The 19,653-nt window shown below is 65.1% G+C and carries 25 protein-coding genes; 19 read left to right on the forward strand and 6 right to left on the reverse strand.

The annotated features are described in order from the left end of the window. The first annotated feature begins 43 nt into the window (after nt 1-43). From paaA to R2823_04575, 7 genes are all read left to right on the forward strand, one after another. A complete protein-coding gene (paaA, locus tag R2823_04545) occupies nt 44-985 on the forward strand; it encodes a 1,2-phenylacetyl-CoA epoxidase subunit PaaA (GenBank protein ID MEZ5175457.1) in 942 nt (313 codons plus the stop codon). Between the two features lie 10 nt (nt 986-995). After that, on the forward strand, nt 996-1,337 hold the full coding sequence (gene paaB, locus R2823_04550) for a 1,2-phenylacetyl-CoA epoxidase subunit PaaB (GenBank protein ID MEZ5175458.1): 342 nt from the start codon (nt 996-998) through the stop codon (nt 1,335-1,337). Continuing rightward, nucleotides 1,334-2,098 carry a 1,2-phenylacetyl-CoA epoxidase subunit PaaC gene (gene paaC, locus R2823_04555; protein ID MEZ5175459.1) on the forward strand — a complete coding sequence of 255 codons (765 nt, stop codon included), beginning with the start codon at nt 1,334-1,336 and terminating at the stop codon, nt 2,096-2,098. The genes paaB and paaC overlap by 4 nt, the downstream gene beginning before the upstream one ends. Further along, nucleotides 2,062-2,571, forward strand: coding sequence for a 1,2-phenylacetyl-CoA epoxidase subunit PaaD (paaD, locus tag R2823_04560; GenBank protein MEZ5175460.1), 510 nt, complete (start codon nt 2,062-2,064; stop codon nt 2,569-2,571). The genes paaC and paaD overlap by 37 nt, the downstream gene beginning before the upstream one ends. After that, a complete protein-coding gene (locus R2823_04565) occupies nt 2,571-3,647 on the forward strand; it encodes an FAD-binding oxidoreductase (GenBank protein MEZ5175461.1) in 1,077 nt (358 codons plus the stop codon). The genes paaD and R2823_04565 overlap by 1 nt, the downstream gene beginning before the upstream one ends. Next, a complete protein-coding gene (locus R2823_04570) occupies nt 3,644-4,213 on the forward strand; it encodes a TetR/AcrR family transcriptional regulator (protein ID MEZ5175462.1) in 570 nt (189 codons plus the stop codon). Before R2823_04565 ends, R2823_04570 begins: the two co-directional genes overlap by 4 nt. Before the next feature lie 123 nt (nt 4,214-4,336). Continuing rightward, the gene (locus tag R2823_04575; protein MEZ5175463.1) at nt 4,337-4,834 is read left to right on the forward strand and encodes a DoxX family protein; all 498 of its coding nucleotides are present in this window, start codon (nt 4,337-4,339) and stop codon (nt 4,832-4,834) included. Nucleotides 4,835-4,840: 6 nt separating this feature from the next. Here R2823_04575 and R2823_04580 read toward each other — a convergent pair whose 3' ends face one another. Together R2823_04580 and R2823_04585 are read right to left on the reverse strand one after the other, a co-directional pair. Continuing rightward, the gene (locus R2823_04580) at nt 4,841-5,008 is read right to left on the reverse strand and encodes a hypothetical protein (protein ID MEZ5175464.1); all 168 of its coding nucleotides are present in this window, start codon (nt 5,006-5,008) and stop codon (nt 4,841-4,843) included. A 69-nt stretch (nt 5,009-5,077) separates the two neighbouring features. Then, on the reverse strand, nt 5,078-5,803 hold the full coding sequence (locus R2823_04585; GenBank protein ID MEZ5175465.1) for a 2-phosphosulfolactate phosphatase: 726 nt from the start codon (nt 5,801-5,803) through the stop codon (nt 5,078-5,080). Nucleotides 5,804-5,879: 76 nt separating this feature from the next. Here R2823_04585 and R2823_04590 point away from each other — a divergent pair, with 76 nt between their 5' ends. The 3 genes from R2823_04590 (at nt 5,880) to R2823_04600 (ending at nt 8,839) form a co-directional block, all read left to right on the forward strand. After that, complete coding sequence (locus R2823_04590) at nt 5,880-6,737, forward strand: haloalkane dehalogenase (protein ID MEZ5175466.1); 858 nt, start codon at nt 5,880-5,882, stop codon at nt 6,735-6,737. Nucleotides 6,738-6,801: 64 nt separating this feature from the next. Continuing rightward, a complete protein-coding gene (locus R2823_04595; GenBank protein MEZ5175467.1) occupies nt 6,802-7,320 on the forward strand; it encodes a YIP1 family protein in 519 nt (172 codons plus the stop codon). Nucleotides 7,321-7,450: 130 nt separating this feature from the next. Beyond that, nucleotides 7,451-8,839, forward strand: coding sequence for an NAD(P)/FAD-dependent oxidoreductase (locus R2823_04600; protein MEZ5175468.1), 1,389 nt, complete (start codon nt 7,451-7,453; stop codon nt 8,837-8,839). A gap of 21 nt (nt 8,840-8,860) precedes the next feature. Here the strand turns inward: R2823_04600 and R2823_04605 are convergent, their stop codons facing one another. Further along, nucleotides 8,861-10,012, reverse strand: a complete 1,152-nt coding sequence (locus tag R2823_04605; protein ID MEZ5175469.1) for a YbhN family protein — start codon at nt 10,010-10,012, stop codon at nt 8,861-8,863. Then, nucleotides 10,009-10,890 carry an SDR family oxidoreductase gene (locus R2823_04610; protein ID MEZ5175470.1) on the reverse strand — a complete coding sequence of 294 codons (882 nt, stop codon included), beginning with the start codon at nt 10,888-10,890 and terminating at the stop codon, nt 10,009-10,011. The genes R2823_04605 and R2823_04610 overlap by 4 nt, the downstream gene beginning before the upstream one ends. 119 nt (nt 10,891-11,009) lie before the next feature. Here R2823_04610 and R2823_04615 point away from each other — a divergent pair, with 119 nt between their 5' ends. From R2823_04615 to R2823_04635, 5 genes are all read left to right on the forward strand, one after another. Next, nucleotides 11,010-11,699 carry a response regulator transcription factor gene (locus R2823_04615; protein MEZ5175471.1) on the forward strand — a complete coding sequence of 230 codons (690 nt, stop codon included), beginning with the start codon at nt 11,010-11,012 and terminating at the stop codon, nt 11,697-11,699. Next, nucleotides 11,696-13,081, forward strand: a complete 1,386-nt coding sequence (locus R2823_04620; GenBank protein ID MEZ5175472.1) for a HAMP domain-containing sensor histidine kinase — start codon at nt 11,696-11,698, stop codon at nt 13,079-13,081. Before R2823_04615 ends, R2823_04620 begins: the two co-directional genes overlap by 4 nt. 101 nt (nt 13,082-13,182) lie before the next feature. Beyond that, nucleotides 13,183-13,707 carry a hypothetical protein gene (locus R2823_04625; GenBank protein ID MEZ5175473.1) on the forward strand — a complete coding sequence of 175 codons (525 nt, stop codon included), beginning with the start codon at nt 13,183-13,185 and terminating at the stop codon, nt 13,705-13,707. 83 nt (nt 13,708-13,790) lie between these two features. Next, nucleotides 13,791-15,161: a di-heme oxidoredictase family protein gene (locus R2823_04630; protein ID MEZ5175474.1), complete on the forward strand. Its 1,371-nt coding sequence runs from the start codon at nt 13,791-13,793 to the stop codon at nt 15,159-15,161. A gap of 20 nt (nt 15,162-15,181) precedes the next feature. Next, nucleotides 15,182-16,000: a hypothetical protein gene (locus R2823_04635; protein MEZ5175475.1), complete on the forward strand. Its 819-nt coding sequence runs from the start codon at nt 15,182-15,184 to the stop codon at nt 15,998-16,000. Here the strand turns inward: R2823_04635 and R2823_04640 are convergent. Continuing rightward, nucleotides 15,974-16,270 (reverse strand): Dabb family protein, encoded by a 297-nt coding sequence (locus R2823_04640; GenBank protein ID MEZ5175476.1) that lies wholly within the window; start codon nt 16,268-16,270, stop codon nt 15,974-15,976. The two genes, R2823_04635 and R2823_04640, sit on opposite strands and share 27 nt — an antisense overlap. Continuing rightward, the gene (locus R2823_04645; GenBank protein ID MEZ5175477.1) at nt 16,267-17,181 is read right to left on the reverse strand and encodes a hydroxymethylglutaryl-CoA lyase; all 915 of its coding nucleotides are present in this window, start codon (nt 17,179-17,181) and stop codon (nt 16,267-16,269) included. Before R2823_04645 ends, R2823_04640 begins: the two co-directional genes overlap by 4 nt. Before the next feature lie 82 nt (nt 17,182-17,263). Here R2823_04645 and R2823_04650 point away from each other — a divergent pair, with 82 nt between their 5' ends. From R2823_04650 to R2823_04665, 4 genes are all read left to right on the forward strand, one after another. Then, nucleotides 17,264-17,749 (forward strand): flavin reductase family protein, encoded by a 486-nt coding sequence (locus tag R2823_04650; protein ID MEZ5175478.1) that lies wholly within the window; start codon nt 17,264-17,266, stop codon nt 17,747-17,749. Between the two features lie 105 nt (nt 17,750-17,854). Then, nucleotides 17,855-18,235, forward strand: a complete 381-nt coding sequence (locus R2823_04655; GenBank protein ID MEZ5175479.1) for a PadR family transcriptional regulator — start codon at nt 17,855-17,857, stop codon at nt 18,233-18,235. 1 nt (nt 18,236) lies between these two features. Continuing rightward, the gene (locus tag R2823_04660) at nt 18,237-18,809 is read left to right on the forward strand and encodes a hypothetical protein (GenBank protein ID MEZ5175480.1); all 573 of its coding nucleotides are present in this window, start codon (nt 18,237-18,239) and stop codon (nt 18,807-18,809) included. Nucleotides 18,810-18,824: 15 nt separating this feature from the next. Further along, complete coding sequence (locus R2823_04665; GenBank protein ID MEZ5175481.1) at nt 18,825-19,622, forward strand: hypothetical protein; 798 nt, start codon at nt 18,825-18,827, stop codon at nt 19,620-19,622. Nucleotides 19,623-19,653: the final 31 nt, after the last annotated feature.

Genomic DNA, 19,653 nt, shown 5'->3' on the forward strand with positions numbered 1-19,653 from the left:
ACCAACGACCGTTTGTTAGGCTAGGCGTCGAGGAGGTCACCACATGGGATCCGACCAGCGAGAAGCGTTCGACAGCACGATCGCTGCCGACGACAAGATCGAACCACGCGATTGGATGCCAGACGCCTACCGATCGATGCTCGTGCGCCAAATCGCACAGCATGCGCATTCGGAGGTGATCGGGATGCAACCGGAGGGCAACTGGATCACGAGGGCCCCGACGCTGCTGCGCAAGGCCATCCTCATCGCGAAGGTCCAGGACGAAGCCGGCCACGGCCTCTATCTCTACTCGGCCGCCGAGACCCTCGGCGTGTCCCGCGACGAGCTTCAGGAAAAGCTCCATTCGGGCCGCCACAAGTACTCGTCGATCTTCAACTACCCGACCCTGTCGTGGGCCGACATCGGCGCAATCGGTTGGCTCGTCGATGGGGCGGCGATCGTGAACCAGATCATGCTCCAAGGCACATCGTATGGTCCCTACGCGAGAGCCATGGTGCGCATCTGCAAGGAAGAGAGCTTCCACGCCCGGCAGGGCTATTCGATCCTCATGGCCCTCGCCAAAGGCACCGACTCCCAGCGTGCCATGCTCCAGGACGCCGTCAACCGGTGGTGGTGGCCGTCGCTCATGATGTTCGGCCCTCACGACTCGGAGTCGACCCACACGGAGCAATCGATGGAATGGAAGATCAAGCGGATCTCCAACGACGATCTTCGCCAGATCTATGTGGATCAAACGGTTCCGCAAGGCGACTACCTCGGGGTGACCTTTCCTGATCCGGAACTGCGGTTCGACGAGGAATCGGGACATTGGCGTTTCGGCGAGATCGACTGGGACGAGTTCTGGGCTGTCGTCACCGGTGACGGCCCGATGAACCGTGAACGGATCGCCCACAAGAACAAGGCATGGGAAGACGGTGCGTGGGTGCGCGAAGCTGCGAGCGCCTACGCCGACAAGCGTGCCGCCGCTTCGACGAGGGTCGCGTGAGAGGACCGCAATGAGCTACGAGGTACCGCTCGCCGAAGGCGAAACGATCGAGGACATCTCGACCGGCGAACACCAGGTGACCGGATGGCAGCTGTGGGAGGTGTTCATGCGCCCCAAGCGCGGCCTCGCGTACACCCACTGCGGGTCCGTCCACGCCGCCGATGCCGAATCGGCGATTCTCAATGCCCGCGATGCCTACACGCGCCTCGGCGGGACGGCGAGCCTGTGGGTGGTGCCGTCGAGCGCCATCCACGCATCCGATGACCCGTCGTCGATGTTTGATCCTGCCGACGACAAGCCCTACCGACATCCGACCTTCTACGAGATCCCGGACGAGGTCGGGCAGCTGTGACCGTGGCGACCGACACGGCCCTCGTCGGGTTCCTCGTGAGGCACGCTGACGACAACACCGTCATCGGGCAACGCCTCGCCGAGTATGTCTCGTCCGCCCCGGAGCTCGAGGAGGATCTCGCCGTTGCCAACAGCGCCCTTGACCACATCGGCGTCGCGATGCACCTCTACGAGTATGCAGCGGACCTCGAAGGTGGGGACGCGTCGGTCGACGGATTCGCGATGCTGCGCGACGAGCGTGACTACACGAACCTGCTCATCGTCGAACAGCCGAACACCGACTTTGCGCACATCGTCGCGAGGAGCTTTCTCTTCGGCGTCTACCAGAAGCTCCTGTGGGAGCAACTGGGGGGATCATCCGACAACCGACTCGCAGGGATTGCGGCGCGGGCGCTGAAGGAGGCGACCTACCATGTCACGCACGCGCGGAGCTGGGTGGTGCGCCTCGGGGACGGGACGGCGACCAGCCACGACCGGATGCAGGCCGGCATCGACGAGATGTGGCGGTTCACCGCCGAGATGTTCGAACCGGTCGACAGTGACGCCGCCCTTGTCGATGCCGGAATGATCGGGGACATCAGCGCACAACGAGGGCGTTTCGACGCTGCGGTCGAAGATGCGTTGGTGGAGGGAACCCTCGACATCCCGACCGACCCCTATCAGGTGTCCGGAGGGCGGCACGGAAGGCACACGGAGCATCTCGGTCACCTCCTGACCGAGATGCAGTGGCTTCACCGGTCGCATCCGGGGGCGTCGTGGTGACGGTGGTTCCCACCGTTTCAGAGGTCGCGCGCATCCTCGACGAGGTCGTCGATCCCGACATTCCAGTCCTCACGATTGCCGACATCGGCATTCTCAGGGAGGTTTCGGTCGGCGACGACGGTGCCGTTGTCGTGGGGATCACACCCACCTATTCGGGATGTCCTGCACTGGCGGTCATCGAGGAGGACATCGTTGGGGCACTCCACCGGTCTGGGATCGACGATGTGCGGGTCGAGGTCCGCCACTTCCCGGCGTGGACCACCGAATGGCTCACGGACGATGCCAAACGCAAACTCGCGGGATTCGGGATCGCCCCACCCGACTCGGTCCTCGCCGTGGTGCCCGAGGTGCTCTGCCCACAGTGCTCGTCGGGGGGGACCACGAAGGTTTCCGAGTTCGGTTCCACGGCCTGCAAGTCGTTGTGGGTCTGCACCTCGTGTGGGGAGCCCTTCGACTACTTCAAGGCGATCTGATGACGGTCACCGCGGTCGGCGCTGAATTCCATCCCGCTGTGGTGGCAGCCATCGAGCCGCTGACCAGCGACGCGGTGACCGTGTCGTTGGCCATCCCTGACGATCTGAGGACCCGATTCGACCATGTGCCGGGCCAGCACCTCATTCTTCGAGCGGTGATCGACGGTGAGGATGTTCGCAGGAGCTACTCGATCTGTTCGACGCCGGGTGCGGCAACGCCAAGCATCGGTGTCAAGCGCCTCCAAGGGGGCGTCTTTTCGACCTATGTGCACGAGCGCCTCAAGGTGGGGGACACGGTCGAGGTGACGCCGCCCACGGGCGACTTCGTGCTCGTCCCGAACCCTGCGAACCGCAACCACTATGTCGCGATCGCTGCCGGGAGCGGCATCACACCGGTCCTGTCGATGATTCGCTCCGTGCTCGCGCAGGAGCCCATGTCGATGTTCACGCTCGTGTACGGGAACCGCGACGGCGGTTCGGTGATGTTCCTCGATGAGCTCGATGCGCTCAAAGGCAGGCATCCTGATCGTTTCGCGCTCGTGCATGTCCTGAGCCGCGAAAGCCACGAAGTCGAGCTGTTCGAGGGCCGCATCGACGGTGCGAAGTTTGAGCGACTTCTCGCGACGATCATCGATGCACCTGCCGTTGCCGGCTGGTACCTGTGTGGCCCCCGCGGCATGATCGACACCGTAGCGGGGGTTCTCGGCCACCATGGCGTTGCAGGGAACCTGATCCACGACGAGCTGTTCTATGCGGGGGAGGTCACCGAATCGACTGTCGCCGACGATGACGCAGAGGGGTCGTCGGTGAGGTTCACCCTCCGTGGGCGTACCTCGACGGCGATCGTTGCAACCGACGGCGCCCCGATCCTCGACCATGTGCTTGCGATCAGGCCGGACGGTCCGTACTCGTGCCGATCGGGCGCGTGTGCGTCGTGCCGTGCGAAGGTCATACGCGGGGAGGTGCGCATGGACCGCAACTGGAGCCTCTCAGGAACCGAGGTCGAAGCGGGACACATTCTGACCTGCCAGGCACATCCCGTCACCGATGTCGTCGAGCTGACCTACGACCTGTGAGCAGGCTCACCCGCGACGACATCGTGGTGGCGTCAGGCAGGCGTTTCGCCACCCACGGATACCACGGAACCTCGATGCGCGACCTCGGCAACGATCTCGGCATCCTCGGCTCGTCGATCTATGCCCATGTTGGGGGAAAGCAGGAGCTGTTGGTTGCCGTGGTCGAGCGCGCGTCGGAGCTGTTCCGCACCTCTGCGGCGGTCGCTGTCGAGGCCGGTGGCGGTCCTGCCGAGACGCTGCAACTGCTCATCTCGGGCCACATCGATGTGCTCGTGGACCACGCCGACGAAGCGGCAACCTTTCTCAGCGAGGCCGACTTCCTCGAACAACCCGCGCGGCGACGGATCACGAGGGTACGAGATACCTACGAGGCGGTGTTCAGGGACACGATCGCCGCCGGGGTCGAATCGGGGGTATTCCGCGCCGATGCGGATCCGACGCTTTCGGGGATCTATGTGCTGTCGTTGCTCAATGCGGTCCAGCGGTGGTTCCGTGACAACGGAAGGCTCGGCAGAGCAGACCTCGCCGCGGACATGTACCGGTTCGTGCTGAAAGGGCTCAGGTAGCCTCTTCCGTGTCGACCGTGGCCACCGGAGCCGCGTGGAATGCACGCCGCGAATGAAACCCGCCCGGAATGCCTCCGGAATGCACCGGTCGAGCCGTCGGTTGCTGCAATCGGAGGTCGCGTGATGGAGCCGTTCGACATTGCCGCGCTGATGCTGCGGTCGGTACTCGGTGTGGTCATGCTGGCCCACGGGGTGAAACATGCGCGGGGTCGGGTCAAGACCAGCCGCTGGTTCGGATCCATCGGATTCAGGTCACCACAGATGCAGTGGTTGGCGTCGACGGTCACCGAGATCGGTGTCGGTGTGATGCTGATCGTCGGTTTTGGCACATCGTTGGCGGTTGCGGGCCTGATCGGCATCATGACCGTGGCGTTTGTCGCGGTGCACCGCGCAGCGGGCTTCTGGATCACGGCACGCCCCGACGAGGGCTACGAGTATGTGCTGACGCTGGCGGTGGTGGCCGCGGCCTTGGCGATGATCGGTCCGGGGGAGGTATCGCTCGACCACGCGTGGGGTGTGGATGTGTTGTTGGACGGTTGGTATGGGCTTGGCGCCGCAGCGGTCGGTGTCACCGTGGCGCTTGCGCAGCTCGCGGTGTTCTATCGACCTGGCGAGCGATGACGACCCCTACTTGCGAGAGGTGCCGTAGTTCATGTTCCGCAGACGGGCCTCGACGGTGTCGGGATCCTCGTACTTGGTGTCCTTGGACAGCAGCGACTTCATGCGGCCGTTGACATTGTCGTCGTAGGCGCGATCGGCTTTCCTGTCCTCGGAATCGCGTTTGAACAGCCTCATAGGGTTCTATCGGAGGAGATCGGGCTCACCTTGAGCGGTCCCGGAAGGGCGCGAATTCTTTCCTGGGACTCATGTGCTTGCTTGCGACGCATGCCTTTCTGGGTCTGATGTGGACGGGTCGACGCGGCGCAGCCGGGCAACACCTTCCGCCCACGGTGTGGCGCGCATTGCGAAGGCGAAGCGATCGACCTGGGTGCACAGCTCCACATCGTCGGCATGGGACCACGCAGCATCCCGGAGGCGGGCTGCCGAGGCGCCCGCTTTGACGGCTTGAGCCACGGCGGCGGGGTCGCCGGTGCCGCCCAACAGGTCCGCGAGCAAAGCGGCGGTCAGGTCGTCGTCGTCGGTCGGCGTCGTCCCGTTGCGACCACTCGCCACAATCGAGATCTCCGGCGCCGCATGGACCGCCTTCGCGGTGGCTGTCGCAACGACAAGGCTTGCAGCGAACACCGGCTCGGGAGTTGCCCCGATGGCGGCGAGGACGCAGCGGGTGCCGGCACTTGTGCGTTGGATCACGACGCGGTCCGCAAGGTCGGCCTCGAGCACCTCCGCAGGTGAGTTGCCGAGGTCGAAGTCGTCGGGACGCCGGCCCCGTTCCTCCCCACACAACACCGCCCCCGGGATGCCCCCGGCGAGGTTCCTCGCACGGTCGAGCGTGTCGGTGAGGTAGTGGCGTTCGACCCCGGATGCCTGGATGAACGCAGCGGTCGCAAAAGCCCGGAAGGTGTCGACGACGACCGCGGTGCCCGTTGCGGCCGAGGCACCTTCGATTCCTGCGAGGTGGTGGATCATCATGCCGGGAGTGTCGCACACTCACCGTCCGACGGGCCCCCGCCGACGGGGTAGGGTGCACCGGGCGGAAGGGAGAGCCATGGACAAGCAGCGGGCGACCGTCAACGGGAAGGCGATGGCCTATGTCGAGGCCGGACATGGGGAACCGATCGTGTTCCTCCACGGCAACCCGACATCGTCGCATCTGTGGCGCAACATCATCCCACACCTGTCCGACGGCTACCGGTGCATTGCCCCTGACCTGATCGGGATGGGGGACTCCGACAAGCTCGACGACGCGGGGCCGGGGTCGTATCGCTTGGTTGAGCACCGCGAGTACCTCGATGGCCTTCTCGAGGCCCTCGATCTCGGGGATCGGGTGACCCTTGTGGTCCATGATTGGGGGTCCGCACTCGGATTCGACTGGGCCAACCGCCACCGGGACCGAGTTGTCGGTATCGCCTACATGGAGGCTCTCGTGATGCCGGTGTCGTGGGACGACTGGCCGGATGCTGCGACTTCGATCTTCCAGGCGATGCGATCCGACGCAGGTGAGTCCATCGTGATCGACAAGAACATCTTCGTCGAACGGATCCTCCCCGCCTCCGTGCTCGACCCGATCGCGGAGACCGACCTTGCGGTGTACCGCGCACCGTATGTCGACGGGGGAGAGACACGAAGGCCAACCCTGACATGGCCCCGCGAGATTCCGATCGATGGCGAACCTGCCGATGTCGTCGACATCGTCGAGGAGTACGGTGCATGGCTCGCTGCGAGCGACCTCCCGAAGCTGTTCATCAACGCCGATCCGGGGATGATCCTCACAGGGCGACCGCGGGAGTTCTGCCGGACCTGGCCGAACCAATCCGAGGTCACCGTGCGGGGGCTCCACTTCATCCAAGAGGACTCACCGGTCGAGATCGCGGCGGCGATCCGCCGATGGCGGGACGACCTGTAACCGACTCACCCCGCTGGTGGGTTGTGGTTCCAAGAGCGGAGGTGTTGTTTCCTATCCTCGCATCGTGCTACGCAACGCCCTTCGGGCCGTCCTGTTGGATGTCGACTTCTACAACCGCGCCGAGATCGACACCCGCGTCACCTGGCAGGCCGGTCTCATCGTCATCGTCGCCTCGGGCTTCGCCGCGGTCGGGTCGGCCGTTGCCCTCGACGATGCCAGTGTCGTTGCGACCGTTGCTGGGGGGGTTCTCACCGGGATCACTGGTTGGATTCTGTGGAGCCTCGCATCGTGGCTGATCGGGACGCGAGTCTTCGGAGGCGAGGCAACCTTTGGTGCGATGCTGCGCGTCATCGGGTTCGCCTTCACCCCGCTTGCGATCGGCATCGTTCCTTGGCTCGGGTTCCCGGGAGCTGCGTGGATGCTCGTCGCCGCGGTCGTCGCCTTCCGGGAGGGTCTCGACATCTCGACTGCGAAAGCCATCGCCACGATGGCGATCGGGTGGGGCCTGTGGCTCGGGACGACGGTTCTGCTCAACATCGTGCTCGACTTCAACCTGGATCCATCATGGCCCTTTCCGAGCTAGCAGATAGCGTGTATTGGGTCAGGAAGAGACGCCGCGGTGCCTCGATGCCGTCGCAACCCGGCATCGGCACATCCGTCCGCGCGGGATCAAGCGCCAGCTTGTCGGCGATAGCAACTCCCACCTCCCGGTCATGAGCGAGTATGACGCAGCCGTCGTGGGGTCGGGTCCCAATGGGCTCGCCGCGGCGATCGAACTTGCGCGTTCGGGCCGCTCGGTGTTGCTCGTCGAAGCGGCAGACGAAGTTGGCGGCGGAACCAGAACGGCCGAAATCACTTTGCCGGGGTTCCATCACGATGTTTGTTCGGCAATTCATCCCGCGGCCGTGGCTTCCCCCTACTTCGACGAGATCGACCTCGATGTGGACTGGATCCAGCCCCCGATCCCGTTTGCCCACCCACTCGACGGAGGCAGAGCCGCAGGCCTCCGTCGTTCCGTCGCCGAGACCGCAGCTGGACTCGGTACCGACGGGAAACCGTACCGCAGGCTCATGACCCCATTCGTCGAGCGCATCGATGAGTCGGTGAGCGTGGCCTTTGGGCCGGTGACGATCCCACCGCCACACCTGCGTACCTTTACCCGGCTCGGGTTGATCGGCGGCCTTCCGGTGTCGGTTCTCTCAAGGAGATTCCGTACCGACAGTGGGAGGGCGCTGCTGGCCGGAGTGGCCGCGCATGCCATCGCTGATTTCCATGTCACAGCAACATCTGCGGTTGCACTGATGCTGGCGGCGATCGGGCACACGCACGGTTGGCCGCTCGCGAGGGGAGGATCCAGGGCAATTGCGCGGGCGCTCTCGGAGCGGTTCGTCGCTCTTGGCGGGGCAATCGAGCTCGGGCGAAGGGTCACCGATGTGGATGAGCTGTCAGCCGACCTGGTGTTGCTCGATGTGATGCCCCCTGCGGCACTCGCGATGGCGCGGCATCGTCTGTCGCCGTCGGTGATCCGACATCTGGCTCGTTGGCGGCCAGGACCGGGTGTATTCAAGGTCGATTGGGCCCTCGATGGCCCAATACCCTGGTCGGATCCGATCAGTGGCGGTGCGGGGACGGTGCACCTTGGTGGGAGCTACGACGAGGTACGGCTGGCAGAGCACACCGTGGCGCAAGGCAGGCACCCCGATCGACCTTTCGTGCTGCTTGCGCAACCGTCGCTGTTCGACGACCGTCGGGCCCCCGCAGGCAAACATACCGCCTGGGCATACTGCCATGTGCCGAACGGTTCCGGAGCTGACATGACCGGGGCCATCGAGCAACAGGTCGAACGGTTTGCTCCCGGCTTTCGAGACCTCGTATTGGCCCGAGCGACTCGCACCACGACGGAGTATCAGGCGTACAACCCGAACCTCGTCGGTGGCGACATCGGAGGTGGTGCGTACGGGTTGCGGAAGGTGCTCCAGATCGGGAGAACCGGTCCGTACGATCTCGGTGGTGGCATCTTTCTCTGCTCGTCTGCCACGCCGCCGGGAGCTGGTGTCCACGGCATGTGTGGCTACCACGCCGCCCGCGCCGCTCTGGGGTGAATGTGCCGCCGAGCATACCGATCAGCCGGGAGGCTGATCCTGGCTTGTGCCCCGGCGGACGACCTGCCATGGCTGGCGCCAGCTCCGGTTTGATCGCCAGAACAGCCATGTGCCCATCCCGATGGGAATGGGTGGGAGGAAGCTGAGCGCACGGAACAGCAGCACTCCGGCAGCGAGGCGGTCGGCGTCGACGGGAACACCGGTGGTGGCCTGCCACCCGAGAGTGAGGATGCCGATCCATCCGAGATCGACAAGGCCGAGACCACCGGGACTGACGGGGATCATGACCAGGAAGCGGCCGAGCGTGAATGCGAGAACGACCCACGCCACGGTGATGTCATCGGTTGACACGCCGACGGCGTAGATGGAGGCAGTGAACAGCGCCGCCATCGCGGCGTGGTTCGCGACGGTTGCTGCGGACAGGCGCAGGATCCGGTGATCGACGATGCGCTTGAGATCGGTGCGGAAACGCATCACCATGTCGTGAATCCCCGGATTGTCACGGCGAACGACGCCGAAAACCCAGCCACCAACTCGATCGGTGAAACCGGCCATGCCTTCAGCCGCGCGGTCCGACGCGAGCAGTCGTGCAACACCGAAGACCATGGCAGCGACGACGACTGCCCCCGCGATCGATACCGCCCACATCCACGGAACCGCGTTGCCGGTAAGCGCAACGACGAATACCGCGATGACCGGGAGCGCGATCCGCGCCAGCCAATCCCACACCCCGGCTCCGAGCATGCCCGCCGAGATGATGCCAGGCGTGAATCCCCACGACATGTACATGGCGTAGTTGAGCGGAAGCGCGATGGCACCTCCCGACGGGACAGCGTTCGTGACTGCGGTCCCGGTGAGGTGGTTGACCAAGGCCTCGGGGAACCGAAGGGAGCGCATCGTCTGCATCAGGACGACGGGGTACGCGGCGAGGAAGGCCAACGCAAGGGCACCGAGCACAACCCATTCGATCCCTGAGACATCCGACAGGTAGCCGACAACGGCGTCATAGTCGGCGAGTTTCGGGAGCACGAAACCGAAGACAACGACGAGGACTGCCACCGTGATCGCGACCGAAAGGACTCTTCGCCACAAGGGTTGGTGGGCACGCACGGGCACCGATTGGCCATACTCTGCGGCGTCGTCTCCGCCCGTGAGGAGGTGTTGATCGGTCATCGGCGGCAGTCCTGCCCAGGCGGGTCGCGCTCGACGAGCGACTCGGAGACCTCCCACAGCCAGCGAGCCTGGTCAGGGTCGGTGGCGTGGCGGGTCGACCTCGAGGGCGCCCTATCGGCGAAGTAGCCGCCTGCGTTGTCGGTCACCTTCGGATCCGTTGCAAGCCACACCGCGGTCGAGGCGCCCTGTTCCGGTGACACGAGCCGTCTCCGGCCGAACATGATCGCCATCGTGATGAGCAGGCTCTCCCCACGGCCGAGGTCGGTCTGCACCAGTCCGGGGTGCACGGAGTACGCCGTCACCCCTCGCCCTGAGAGGCGTCGGTTCAGCTCCTTTGCGTGGAGGATGTTGGCGAGTTTGGAGTGGCCGTACGCCTTCATCTGCCGGTAGCGACCCTCTTCGAACATCAGGTCGTCGAAGCGGATGCCGTCGGTTGCGTTGGTGTGGGCGATGGAGGCGACATTGATCACCCGTGCGGGGGCCGACGCGACCAGCAGGTCGGTCAGGAGGGAGGTCAACAGGAACGGCCCGAGGTGGTTGGTGCCGAAGGTCGTCTCGAAGCCGTCGACGGTCTCGGATCGGGATCCGAAGACCCCTCCGGCATTGTTGACCAGGACCGCGAGGTCGCCGTGGTTGGTGGTGAACTCGTCGGAGAAAGCCTTCACGGACGCCAGGTCGGCGAGGTCGAGCCGCATGACCGACACGCCCGATCCGGTCGAGTGGCCGATCTCGGCAGCGGCATCGGCGCCCTTCGCTTCGTCTCGTGCCGTGATCACCACACGGGAACCGTGGCGGGCGAGGGCCTCGGCGGTTGCCTTCCCCAATCCGCTGTTGCCGCCCGTCACCAGCACCGTGCGGTCGCGGATGTCCCATGTCATGGTCTGCGATGGTACCGACCGGCCGCGCCGGAATCGGAGCCGTTGTGGTGGGCTTCCTCTCAGAGGCGTCTCATGTGTTGTTCACGGCACTCTCATCGTGCCGCCGTAGTCTGTTGCCAATGGATTCCAAGGAAGCATCGATCCTCGTCGTTGAGGACGACCCGTCGGTCAGGGACGCCCTTGAGCGTGCCCTCGGCTTCGAGGGATATACGGTGCACACCGCTCCCGACGGCGGTGTCGCCCTTTCGATGGTCCGCAACGGCGGTCACGACCTTGTCGTTCTCGATGTCATGATGCCCCATGTGGACGGGATCGAGACCTGCCGCAGGATCCGTGCCAGCGGCGACGATGTCCCGATCCTGATGTTGACCGCTCGCACCGCGGTCGGCGACCGCGTCGACGGGTTGGATGCCGGTGCGGACGACTATGTGACGAAACCGTTCTCGCTCGACGAGCTCCTCGCACGGATCCGCGCCTTGCTGCGTCGGTCGGCCGGTGATGTCTCGAAGGTCCTCCGATTCGATGATCTCGTCATCGATGTCGGTGCTCGTTCGGTCAGTCGGTCGGGGGATGCCGTGAGGCTCACCAAGACGGAATTCGACCTTCTTGAGCTGCTCGCGAGGTCACCGGGCATCGTCCTCGACCGCGACACGATCTACGAAGAGATCTGGGGTATCGACTTCATCACCTCGTCGAACTCCCTCGATGTGTACATCGGGTATCTCCGCCGCAAGACCGAACAAGGCGGTCGGTCCCGCCTGATCCACACGGTGCGGGGCGTCGGGTATGTGCTGCGCGCCGACCCATGAGCATCACCCGCCGGATCGCGCTCGTGTCGGCGTCGGCCGTTGCGGTCACCGTCGTCATCATCTCGGTCGTCGTGTACCTCGGCGCCCGCTCAAGGGTGCTTGGACCGATCGATGACAGCCTTGCCGTGCGGGTCGAGCGATACGATCAGGCACCCTCCTTGCCGACCCAAGGCGTCGTGAGGCTGAACCCCGACGGCACGCTGCGACGAATCGATACGGCGATTCCGCGAACCTGGCTCGAGCTGTTCCGACCGCGCTCGTCGGCCGAGTTCGACGACGCATATGTGCAGCTCATCGGCCGAACCGGTGTGGTGAATGTCGGCGAGGGTGACCTCGTTTTGCCGCATCCGCAAGCGGCGGCGGTCGGGTCCGGCGAGGTCACCTTCCGGTCGGTGTGGGTCGACGGTGTCCACCTGCGCATCGCGGCCGTGCACAGCGACGCCACCAACACGATCATCCAGGTCGGTCGGCCCCTCACGGAAGCCGACGAGACCCTCGAACGATTCGCCTTCATGCTGGTGCTCACCGGAGCTTTTGGTGTCGTCCTCGCAGCGGGCCTCGGCCTCGTGGTTGCCCGCACGGCTGTGAGACCGTTGACCGATCTCGAGGCCTCCATCGCAGGGGTCGCAGGCGACCGAACCCTCGGGACACGGTTGGAGGTGAAGGGGTCCGACGAGGTTGCCCACCTCGCGCAGGCATTCAACGACCTCCTCGACGAGCTCGAAACGGCACGGCACCAGCAGGCGCGTCTCGTACGCGACGCGGGTCACGAGCTGCGGACGCCGCTCACGGCACTGCGGACCAATCTGGAGGTGTTGCAACGCCACCGGGTCGGAGAGGCCGACCGGGAGCGAATGCTCGACGCCGCGCACGCAGAAGTAGAGGAACTGTCAGCGCTCGTCACGGAGATCGTCGACCTCGCAACGGACCGCTACCAGACCGAGCCGCTGTCGGTCGTCGCGATCGCCGATGTCGTCGATGAGGTGACCGGGCGCTTCGTGCGCCGGAGCGGGCGACGGATCGTCGTCGACACCGACGACTCCGCGGTGCGCGGTCGTCGGGCTGCACTCGAGCGTGCCGTTGGCAACATCGTCGCAAACGCGGACAAGTGGTCGCCTCCCGACGGGACCATCACCATCGATGTCGCGGCCGGAACGGTGACGGTGCGTGACGAAGGGCAGGGATTCAACGCCGAGGACCTCGACCATGTCTTCGAACGGTTCTACCGCTCGACGGCTGCGCGGGCAACCCACGGATCGGGTCTCGGACTGTCGATCGTTGAACAGATCGTCACCGACCACGGCGGCACGGTCTTTGCACGGAACCGGTCCGACGGGCAAGGCGCCGAAGTCGGGTTCACCGTCCCGGTCGTTGATCGGTGACGGTGTCGGACCGACGCTTCTCACCCGGTTCTCAGCCTCCCCACACAACCCCCTGAGGCCGGCTCGGGAGACTGTGGGGGCGTCGATCGAAAGGAGAGACCATGAAACGGATCATCGCAAGCGTCGTTGCGGCTGGCGTTCTCGTCACGGGAGCCGTCGTTGCCGCTTCCGTCATCAGTTCCCCTGCGTCTGCGCAGGACGACGGCACAACGACCGAACAGGCTGACCGTCCCGACTTCGTGCCGCCACTCGAGCAAGCCCTGAGCGACCTCGTCGATGACGGGACGATCACCCAAGCCCAGGCCGACACGATCCTCGAGACCGTCAAGGCCAAGCGCGAGGAGCTGCGCGAGAAACGGCCCGGTTGGGTCGACCACCGACGCCGTCACATGCGCAGGCACCTCCACAGACAGATTGCGGACCTGCTCGAAGATGGCGTGATCTCCGCCGATGAGATCGCTGACCTGCCCGAGCGGCACCCGTTCAGGAACGAGGACGGCCCGTTCGCTGAACTCCTCGAGGACGGTCAGATCACCCAGGCGGAATGGGATGCGTTCATCGCACAGAGGAAAGCCGAGCACGAGGATCGAAAAGCGTCAGCCGAACAGTCGGTCTTGTCCGCCTGATCGGTGGCCGCTGAGCAGATCGCAAGGGAAAGGGGCACGACCCGACCATGGGTCGTGCCCCCTGAATCCCGTACGCTGTCGGGATGCACCGGGCCTCGCATCTCGTCGCAGCGGTCGCCCTCGTGACAGCCGTGTCGGGCTGTTCACAAGGGTTGTCGGCCCCGTGGGGCGGTAGCGGGCCGTCGGCCCCCGGGGGGGATGGCACCGTTCGCATCACGGGAGCGGGGGCGTTCAGCCAACCGGCGGCGAACCTCACGCAAGCCGAGGTCGCCCGGTTCCGCATCGGGGACCGGTTCTTCACCGAGCCATGGTCGGTTCCTGGGGAGGGCCGATCCGCACAGGACGGCCTCGGACCAACCTTCCTCGCCTCGTCGTGTGCGTCGTGCCATCCCGCCGACGGGCGGTCGGCACCCCCCGGTGCCGGTGACGCTGCTCCGATCCTGCGGTTCGTCGACGCCGACGGTGCCGGTGTCGCGCTCGATGACTACGGCGTCCAGCTCCAGACCGCGTCGGTCGACGGCGTGGAAGCAGAGGGAACCATCGAGGTCACATGGAACGAGACGCAACAGGCCTATCCCGACGGGACGCCGTACACGCTCCGCACGCCCGAGGTGCGCGTCACCGACGAGGCATTCGGGTCGCTTGCTGGCCGTCACGCGTCGGGTTTCCGGACAGGTCCCGGGCTGATCGGGCTCGGTCTCCTCGAAGCCATCGACCCTGCCGACATCAGGGCAAACACCGATCCCGACGACGCCGACGGTGACGGGATTTCGGGAAGGGCCTCGGTCGTGGCCTCGCTGTCGGGGGTCGAGATGCTCGGCCGTTTCGGGCTCAAGGCGAATATCGCCACGATTGCCGACCAGACGGCGCTCGCGTACCTCCTCGACCTCGGGATCACATCGCCCCGCTACCCGGAAGAGAACTGCCCCGATCCACAGGTTGCGTGCGTCCGGGCTGCCACCGGTGGGAGCCCCGAGATCTCAGCGGAGCGCCTCGCCGCCGTCGTCTTCTATGGCCAGACGCTCGCGGTCCCTGCACGAACCGGGACCGACGACGAGTCGGTTGTCGAAGGTCGGGACCTGTTCAACACCATCGGATGCGACGCATGCCACATCGAGCGTTGGGTCACCGCGAGTCACGAAGTCGAGGCACTTGCGAACCAGACGATCTACCCGTTCACCGATCTCCTGCTCCACGACATGGGCCCCGAGCTCGGTGACGGCAGAACCGATGGTGTGGCCGGCCCGACGGAGTGGCGGACCGCGCCGCTGTGGGGTCTGGGGATGGTGCGGGCGGTCAATCCGGAGGCGGGTTTCCTGCACGATGGGAGGGCTCGATCGATCGAAGAAGCCGTGCTGTGGCACGGTGGCGAGGGTGCTGCGTCCCGGGACCGTTTCGTTGCGCTCGACGCCGACGACCGGCGAGTCCTGCTTCACTTCCTCAAGTCGCTGTAGCGTCACCTCGAGGTAGGTGGATGATGTTTCGTGGTCTCGGGCGCGGCATGGACATGCGGTTTGTATCGAACCGGATCGTCGCCGGTGGCTTCCTCGTCGCGCTCGGCGGGTTCGTCACCGCCGCGGCCATCGGCGGCCGCCTGTCGTACCTCGAGGCGGTCGGGTCGGCCTTCGCCGTCGGGATCGGCTGGGCGATCGGGCGCGAACTCGACCCGGACCGTGCCCATGTCGCGTCGCTCGCGATGCTCGCCGCGGCGACCGGTGCCATCGTCGCTCGGCCCGATGTTCTTGTGTGTGCTGCTGCGCTGCTGACTTTGCGGATGGTGACCGGGAGTGTCGGGCGCTTTCTCGGGCCGACCGATCTTCTCCTCGTTGCGCTGGTCGGTTTCGGTTCCGGTGGTGCGTTGTGGGCGTGGCCGATCGGGATCGTGGCGTTCGCCGCGTTGAGGTCGGCGCCCGAGTTCGGTCCGCTGCGCTGGTGGGCGGTCGGCGTGTTGACGGTGTCGTTCGTCACCGGTTGGTACCGCGCGGATCTCGCTCCGGTCACGATCACCGGCGAGACGGCACTGATTGCTGCCGGGTGCTTGGTGGCGGCTGCGTTGTCGATGATTCGTGTGGTGGCGGTGTCGCCGACCGACCGCGCCGGTGGCAGCATCGAGGTTCGACGGGTGCGGTTGTCGCGGCTCTCGGCAGCGTCGCTTGTGGGTGTTGCGGCGCTCGTGGGGGGTGTCGACGCCTTCTGGGCGATCGCGCCGGTTGGTGGTGCAGTCGCTGCGGTTGCGGTCGGCTCGGTCGTGGCGCTGTTCGTTGGATCAGTCGATCTCGAACTGGACTCGTGAGATCGCGGCGACAACGGGTGCGATGACTTCCCGGACGACTGCGACATGGGCGGGATGCGCCGAGTAGGTGGCGTAGTCGGCTTCCGTTGCGAAGTCCGCAACGACGGCGTAGTCGGCTGTCGTGTCGGTGAGGCGCAGATCGCGCCCGAAGCAATATTCGACGATCTCGTCGATGAGTCCGGGCAGCTCGGCGAGTCGTGAGTCGATGGCGTCGATGGCGTCGGGTGCCACGCCGTCGTTGAAGGTGAACATGGCGATGTGTCGGATCATGTGGGAGGGAACCCTCCGGCTCGCGGGAGCATGGCAGGCACCTGCTTGCCGAGTGCGTCCTCGAGTTCGTGCGAGATCCCGATGAGAGCCTCGAGGGAGACGCCGTGGCTGAACCCGGCGCGATCGAGCATGTACACGAGGTCGTCGGTCGGGATATTGCCGGTGGCTGCTGGCGCAAACGGGCAGCCTCCGATCCCGCCGACCGATGCGTCGATGATCGTGACCCCGGCCCCGATCGCTGCATGGACATTCGCCATGCCGGTGTTGCGGGTGTCGTGGAAGTGGACGCGGATGGGCAGGTTCCCTGTGGCGGCGCGCACGGCGGTGATGCGCTCGGTGACGGCCCACGGGTCGGCCACACCGATCGTGTCCCCGAGCGCAAGCTCGTGGATGTCGGCCGTGGCGAGCCTGCCTGCGATGTCGACGAGGCGGTCGATGTCGACTTCGCCCTCGAAGGGACAACCCCAGGCCGCGGAAATCGTCGCAGTCACGCCGAGACCCGCAGCGGACGCCTCAGCAGCGATGTGCGACACCGCTTCGATCGATTCGTCGGTTGGCACACCCTGGTTCTTGCGGTTGAAGGTGTCGGTGGCGAAGACCGGCAGGTTGATCTCGTCGACGGGGGTCAACGCGGCACGCTGCCAGCCCCGTTCGTTCATGACGAGGCCGATGTACGAGACATTGTCGACGGTCGGCACCCTTGCCATGACCGCTTCGGCGTCGGCCATCTGCGGAACGGCGTCGGGGTGGGCGAAGGAGACGGCTTCGATGCGGCGAAGGCCTGCGTCGACGAGGTGCTCGATGAGGCTGACCTTCTGGTCGGTGGTGAGAATGACCGCTTCGTTCTGGAGGCCGTCGCGCGGACCGACCTCGACAATGTCGATGAAGGACGGGGTCGGTTGGCTGACCATGGTCGCAGTCTATGGACCGGTGACGACCTCCGGGGTTCCCGGTGATACCGGTAGGCTCGCGTTCTCGCGTGCTGGAGGATCGATGCAAGACACGGTGATGGACGGCAAGGCTTTCAAGGACGCCATGGCGCACTATGCGGGTTCGGTTGAGATCGTGACGGTCACGACACCGGATGGCCCTGTCGGGATCACCGTGTCGGCGTTCGTGTCCGTGTCCGTCGATCCGCCGATCGTGTTGGTGTGCATCGACAAGGTTGCAGGCTCACTCGACGCGATGATCGCAGCGGACGGCTACACCGTGAACTTCATGCCAGAGGGCACCGACGACATCGCGATGGTTTTCGCAACTCCGGGCGTCGACAAGTTCGGTTCGGTGGAATGGTCCGAGCCCGAGACCCCACATGCGGGCCCCGTGCTTGCAGACGCCTTTCAGGTCTTCGAGTGCGAGACGATCGAGCGCACCGAGATGGGTGACCACTGGGTGCTCTACGGCCTTGTCCGCCGCGGCACGGTCGGGGACGCGCTGCCTTTGGTGTATGTGAACCGAGGCTTTGCCAAGGTCCGGTAGCCGAGCACATCTGATGATCTGACCCCTTGACAGATATATCGACATACGATATATCTATGCACGACACACCGTGGCCACGGCAGTCGCGTACAAGGAGATCGCATCGTGAGCGAAGGAACCATCGATCCACAGGGATTCCTGCCGCTTCCCGCATCGCAGCTTCACATCCTGTTGGCGCTCGCCGACGGGGAGAAGCACGGCTATGCCGTGATGCGCGAAGTCGAGCAGATCACCGATGGTGAGGTGACGATGGGTCCCGGAACGCTCTACGGAGCGATCAAACGAATGTTGAGCGCCGGTCTTGTCGAAGAGACCGATGAACGACCAGACCCCGAGATGGACGACGAACGCCGCCGGTACTACCGCGCCACTGGTGCTGGAGTACTCGTGCTGGCTGCGGAAACGGAACGGCTGGAGCGGCTCGTTCGTACCGCCCAGGCGAAGCAGACCAAGCGTCAGCTCAAGCCCGGGTTGGAAGGAACATGACATGACCATGCACGAACGGGTGTATCGGTCGCTCTTGCTTGTGTTTCCGTCGGATCACCGCGCTGAATATGGCGAACCCATGGTACAGCTCCTGCGTGATCGGCTTGCACACGAAGGTGGCGGGATTGGATCCGTCAAGGTCTGGTTTGAAGTTGTTGGTGACACGATCACATCGGCGCTCTCGGAACGAACGGAGATAGCCGTGGATAGTTTCAAGAAGAATTGGTGGTTGGCCGTAGCTGTGATCAGCCTCGTCATGCTTGGCGGATTCGGATTCGGAATGGGTTTCGAAGGGGATCAGCCCTTCGATGTCTTGACACTGGTCTTTGTATCGATCGAATTCGCAGCGTCGCTGGCCATCCTCGCTGGGCTGGTGATCCGGCCGAAACGGCGCGTGCTCGGAAGCCGCCTCATCGGCATCGGCCTGATCCCTGGGGGGCTTTCCCTTCTGGCGTTCTGGTGGTTCCCGCCGTTTATCTTGTTGGCGCTTGTCTTGCTCGCGGCATCGGTGGCGGCGTTCATCGATGCAAGCAACTACCGGCGAATCGCAAGCGAGCCACAGCCAGCGACCTAGAACCAAGGAGCGACCATGACCACGGACGCCCAGGTAGCCGACTGGGCTGTCGCAGACGCGACGATTCGTCGCATCGGGATCCTGGTCATGGCCTCGCTCGTGTCTGGCGTGGTTGTCGGCGGTGTCGGCGGTCGCATCGTGATGCGGATCTCGGCCCTTGCCGCTCCGGATCACATGCTCAGGCGGCTCACCGAGAACGGCAATCGGATCGGCGAGTTCACGCTGGAGGGCACGATCGCCATCATGATCTTCGTCGGCGGACTGATGGCGCTCGTCGGCACCGGTATCGTCGTGGGGTCCGACCCGTGGCTGGCGTGGATGGGGCGGTTCCGTGTCGTTGGACTCGCGCTGGTTGTGCTCGCAGCAGGCGGCGCCGCTGGCGGGTTCGAGTCGATCGACTTCTTGATCCTCGAACCGAGGGCACTCAATGTGGCGATGTTCGTGGCCCTCCATGTGCTGTTTGCCATCGGAGTCGTTGCGATCGCTGCGGTCCTCGACGCACGACTGCCGGTCGAGGGGGAACGAGTGATGATCTTCTACATGGTCGCGCTCACGCCGCTGACGCTCGGCGCGCTCGCCACGCTCGCCTTCTTCTCGCTCGAGAGCTTCTGTGGTTGCGAACCCCAACGGGGCATCGCTGCCTTGTTCATCGTCTTGTGGGCCGCAACTGTTGTTGCATTCATCGCGCCTGCGACCGATCGCATGCCCGCTTGGATCGTGCGGTTTTTCCGTCCGACGGGCTACGCCTGTCTCGGTCTGCTGACGGCCACCGGCCTGTGGCGCACCTGGGAACAGATCGCCCTCATCCTGTAAACCCACCTGCTGGTTCCGCCCTGGACAGGCG

This window comes from Acidimicrobiia bacterium (assembly GCA_041393965.1).
GTDB lineage: Bacteria > Actinomycetota > Acidimicrobiia > Spongiisociales > UBA5794 > UBA5794.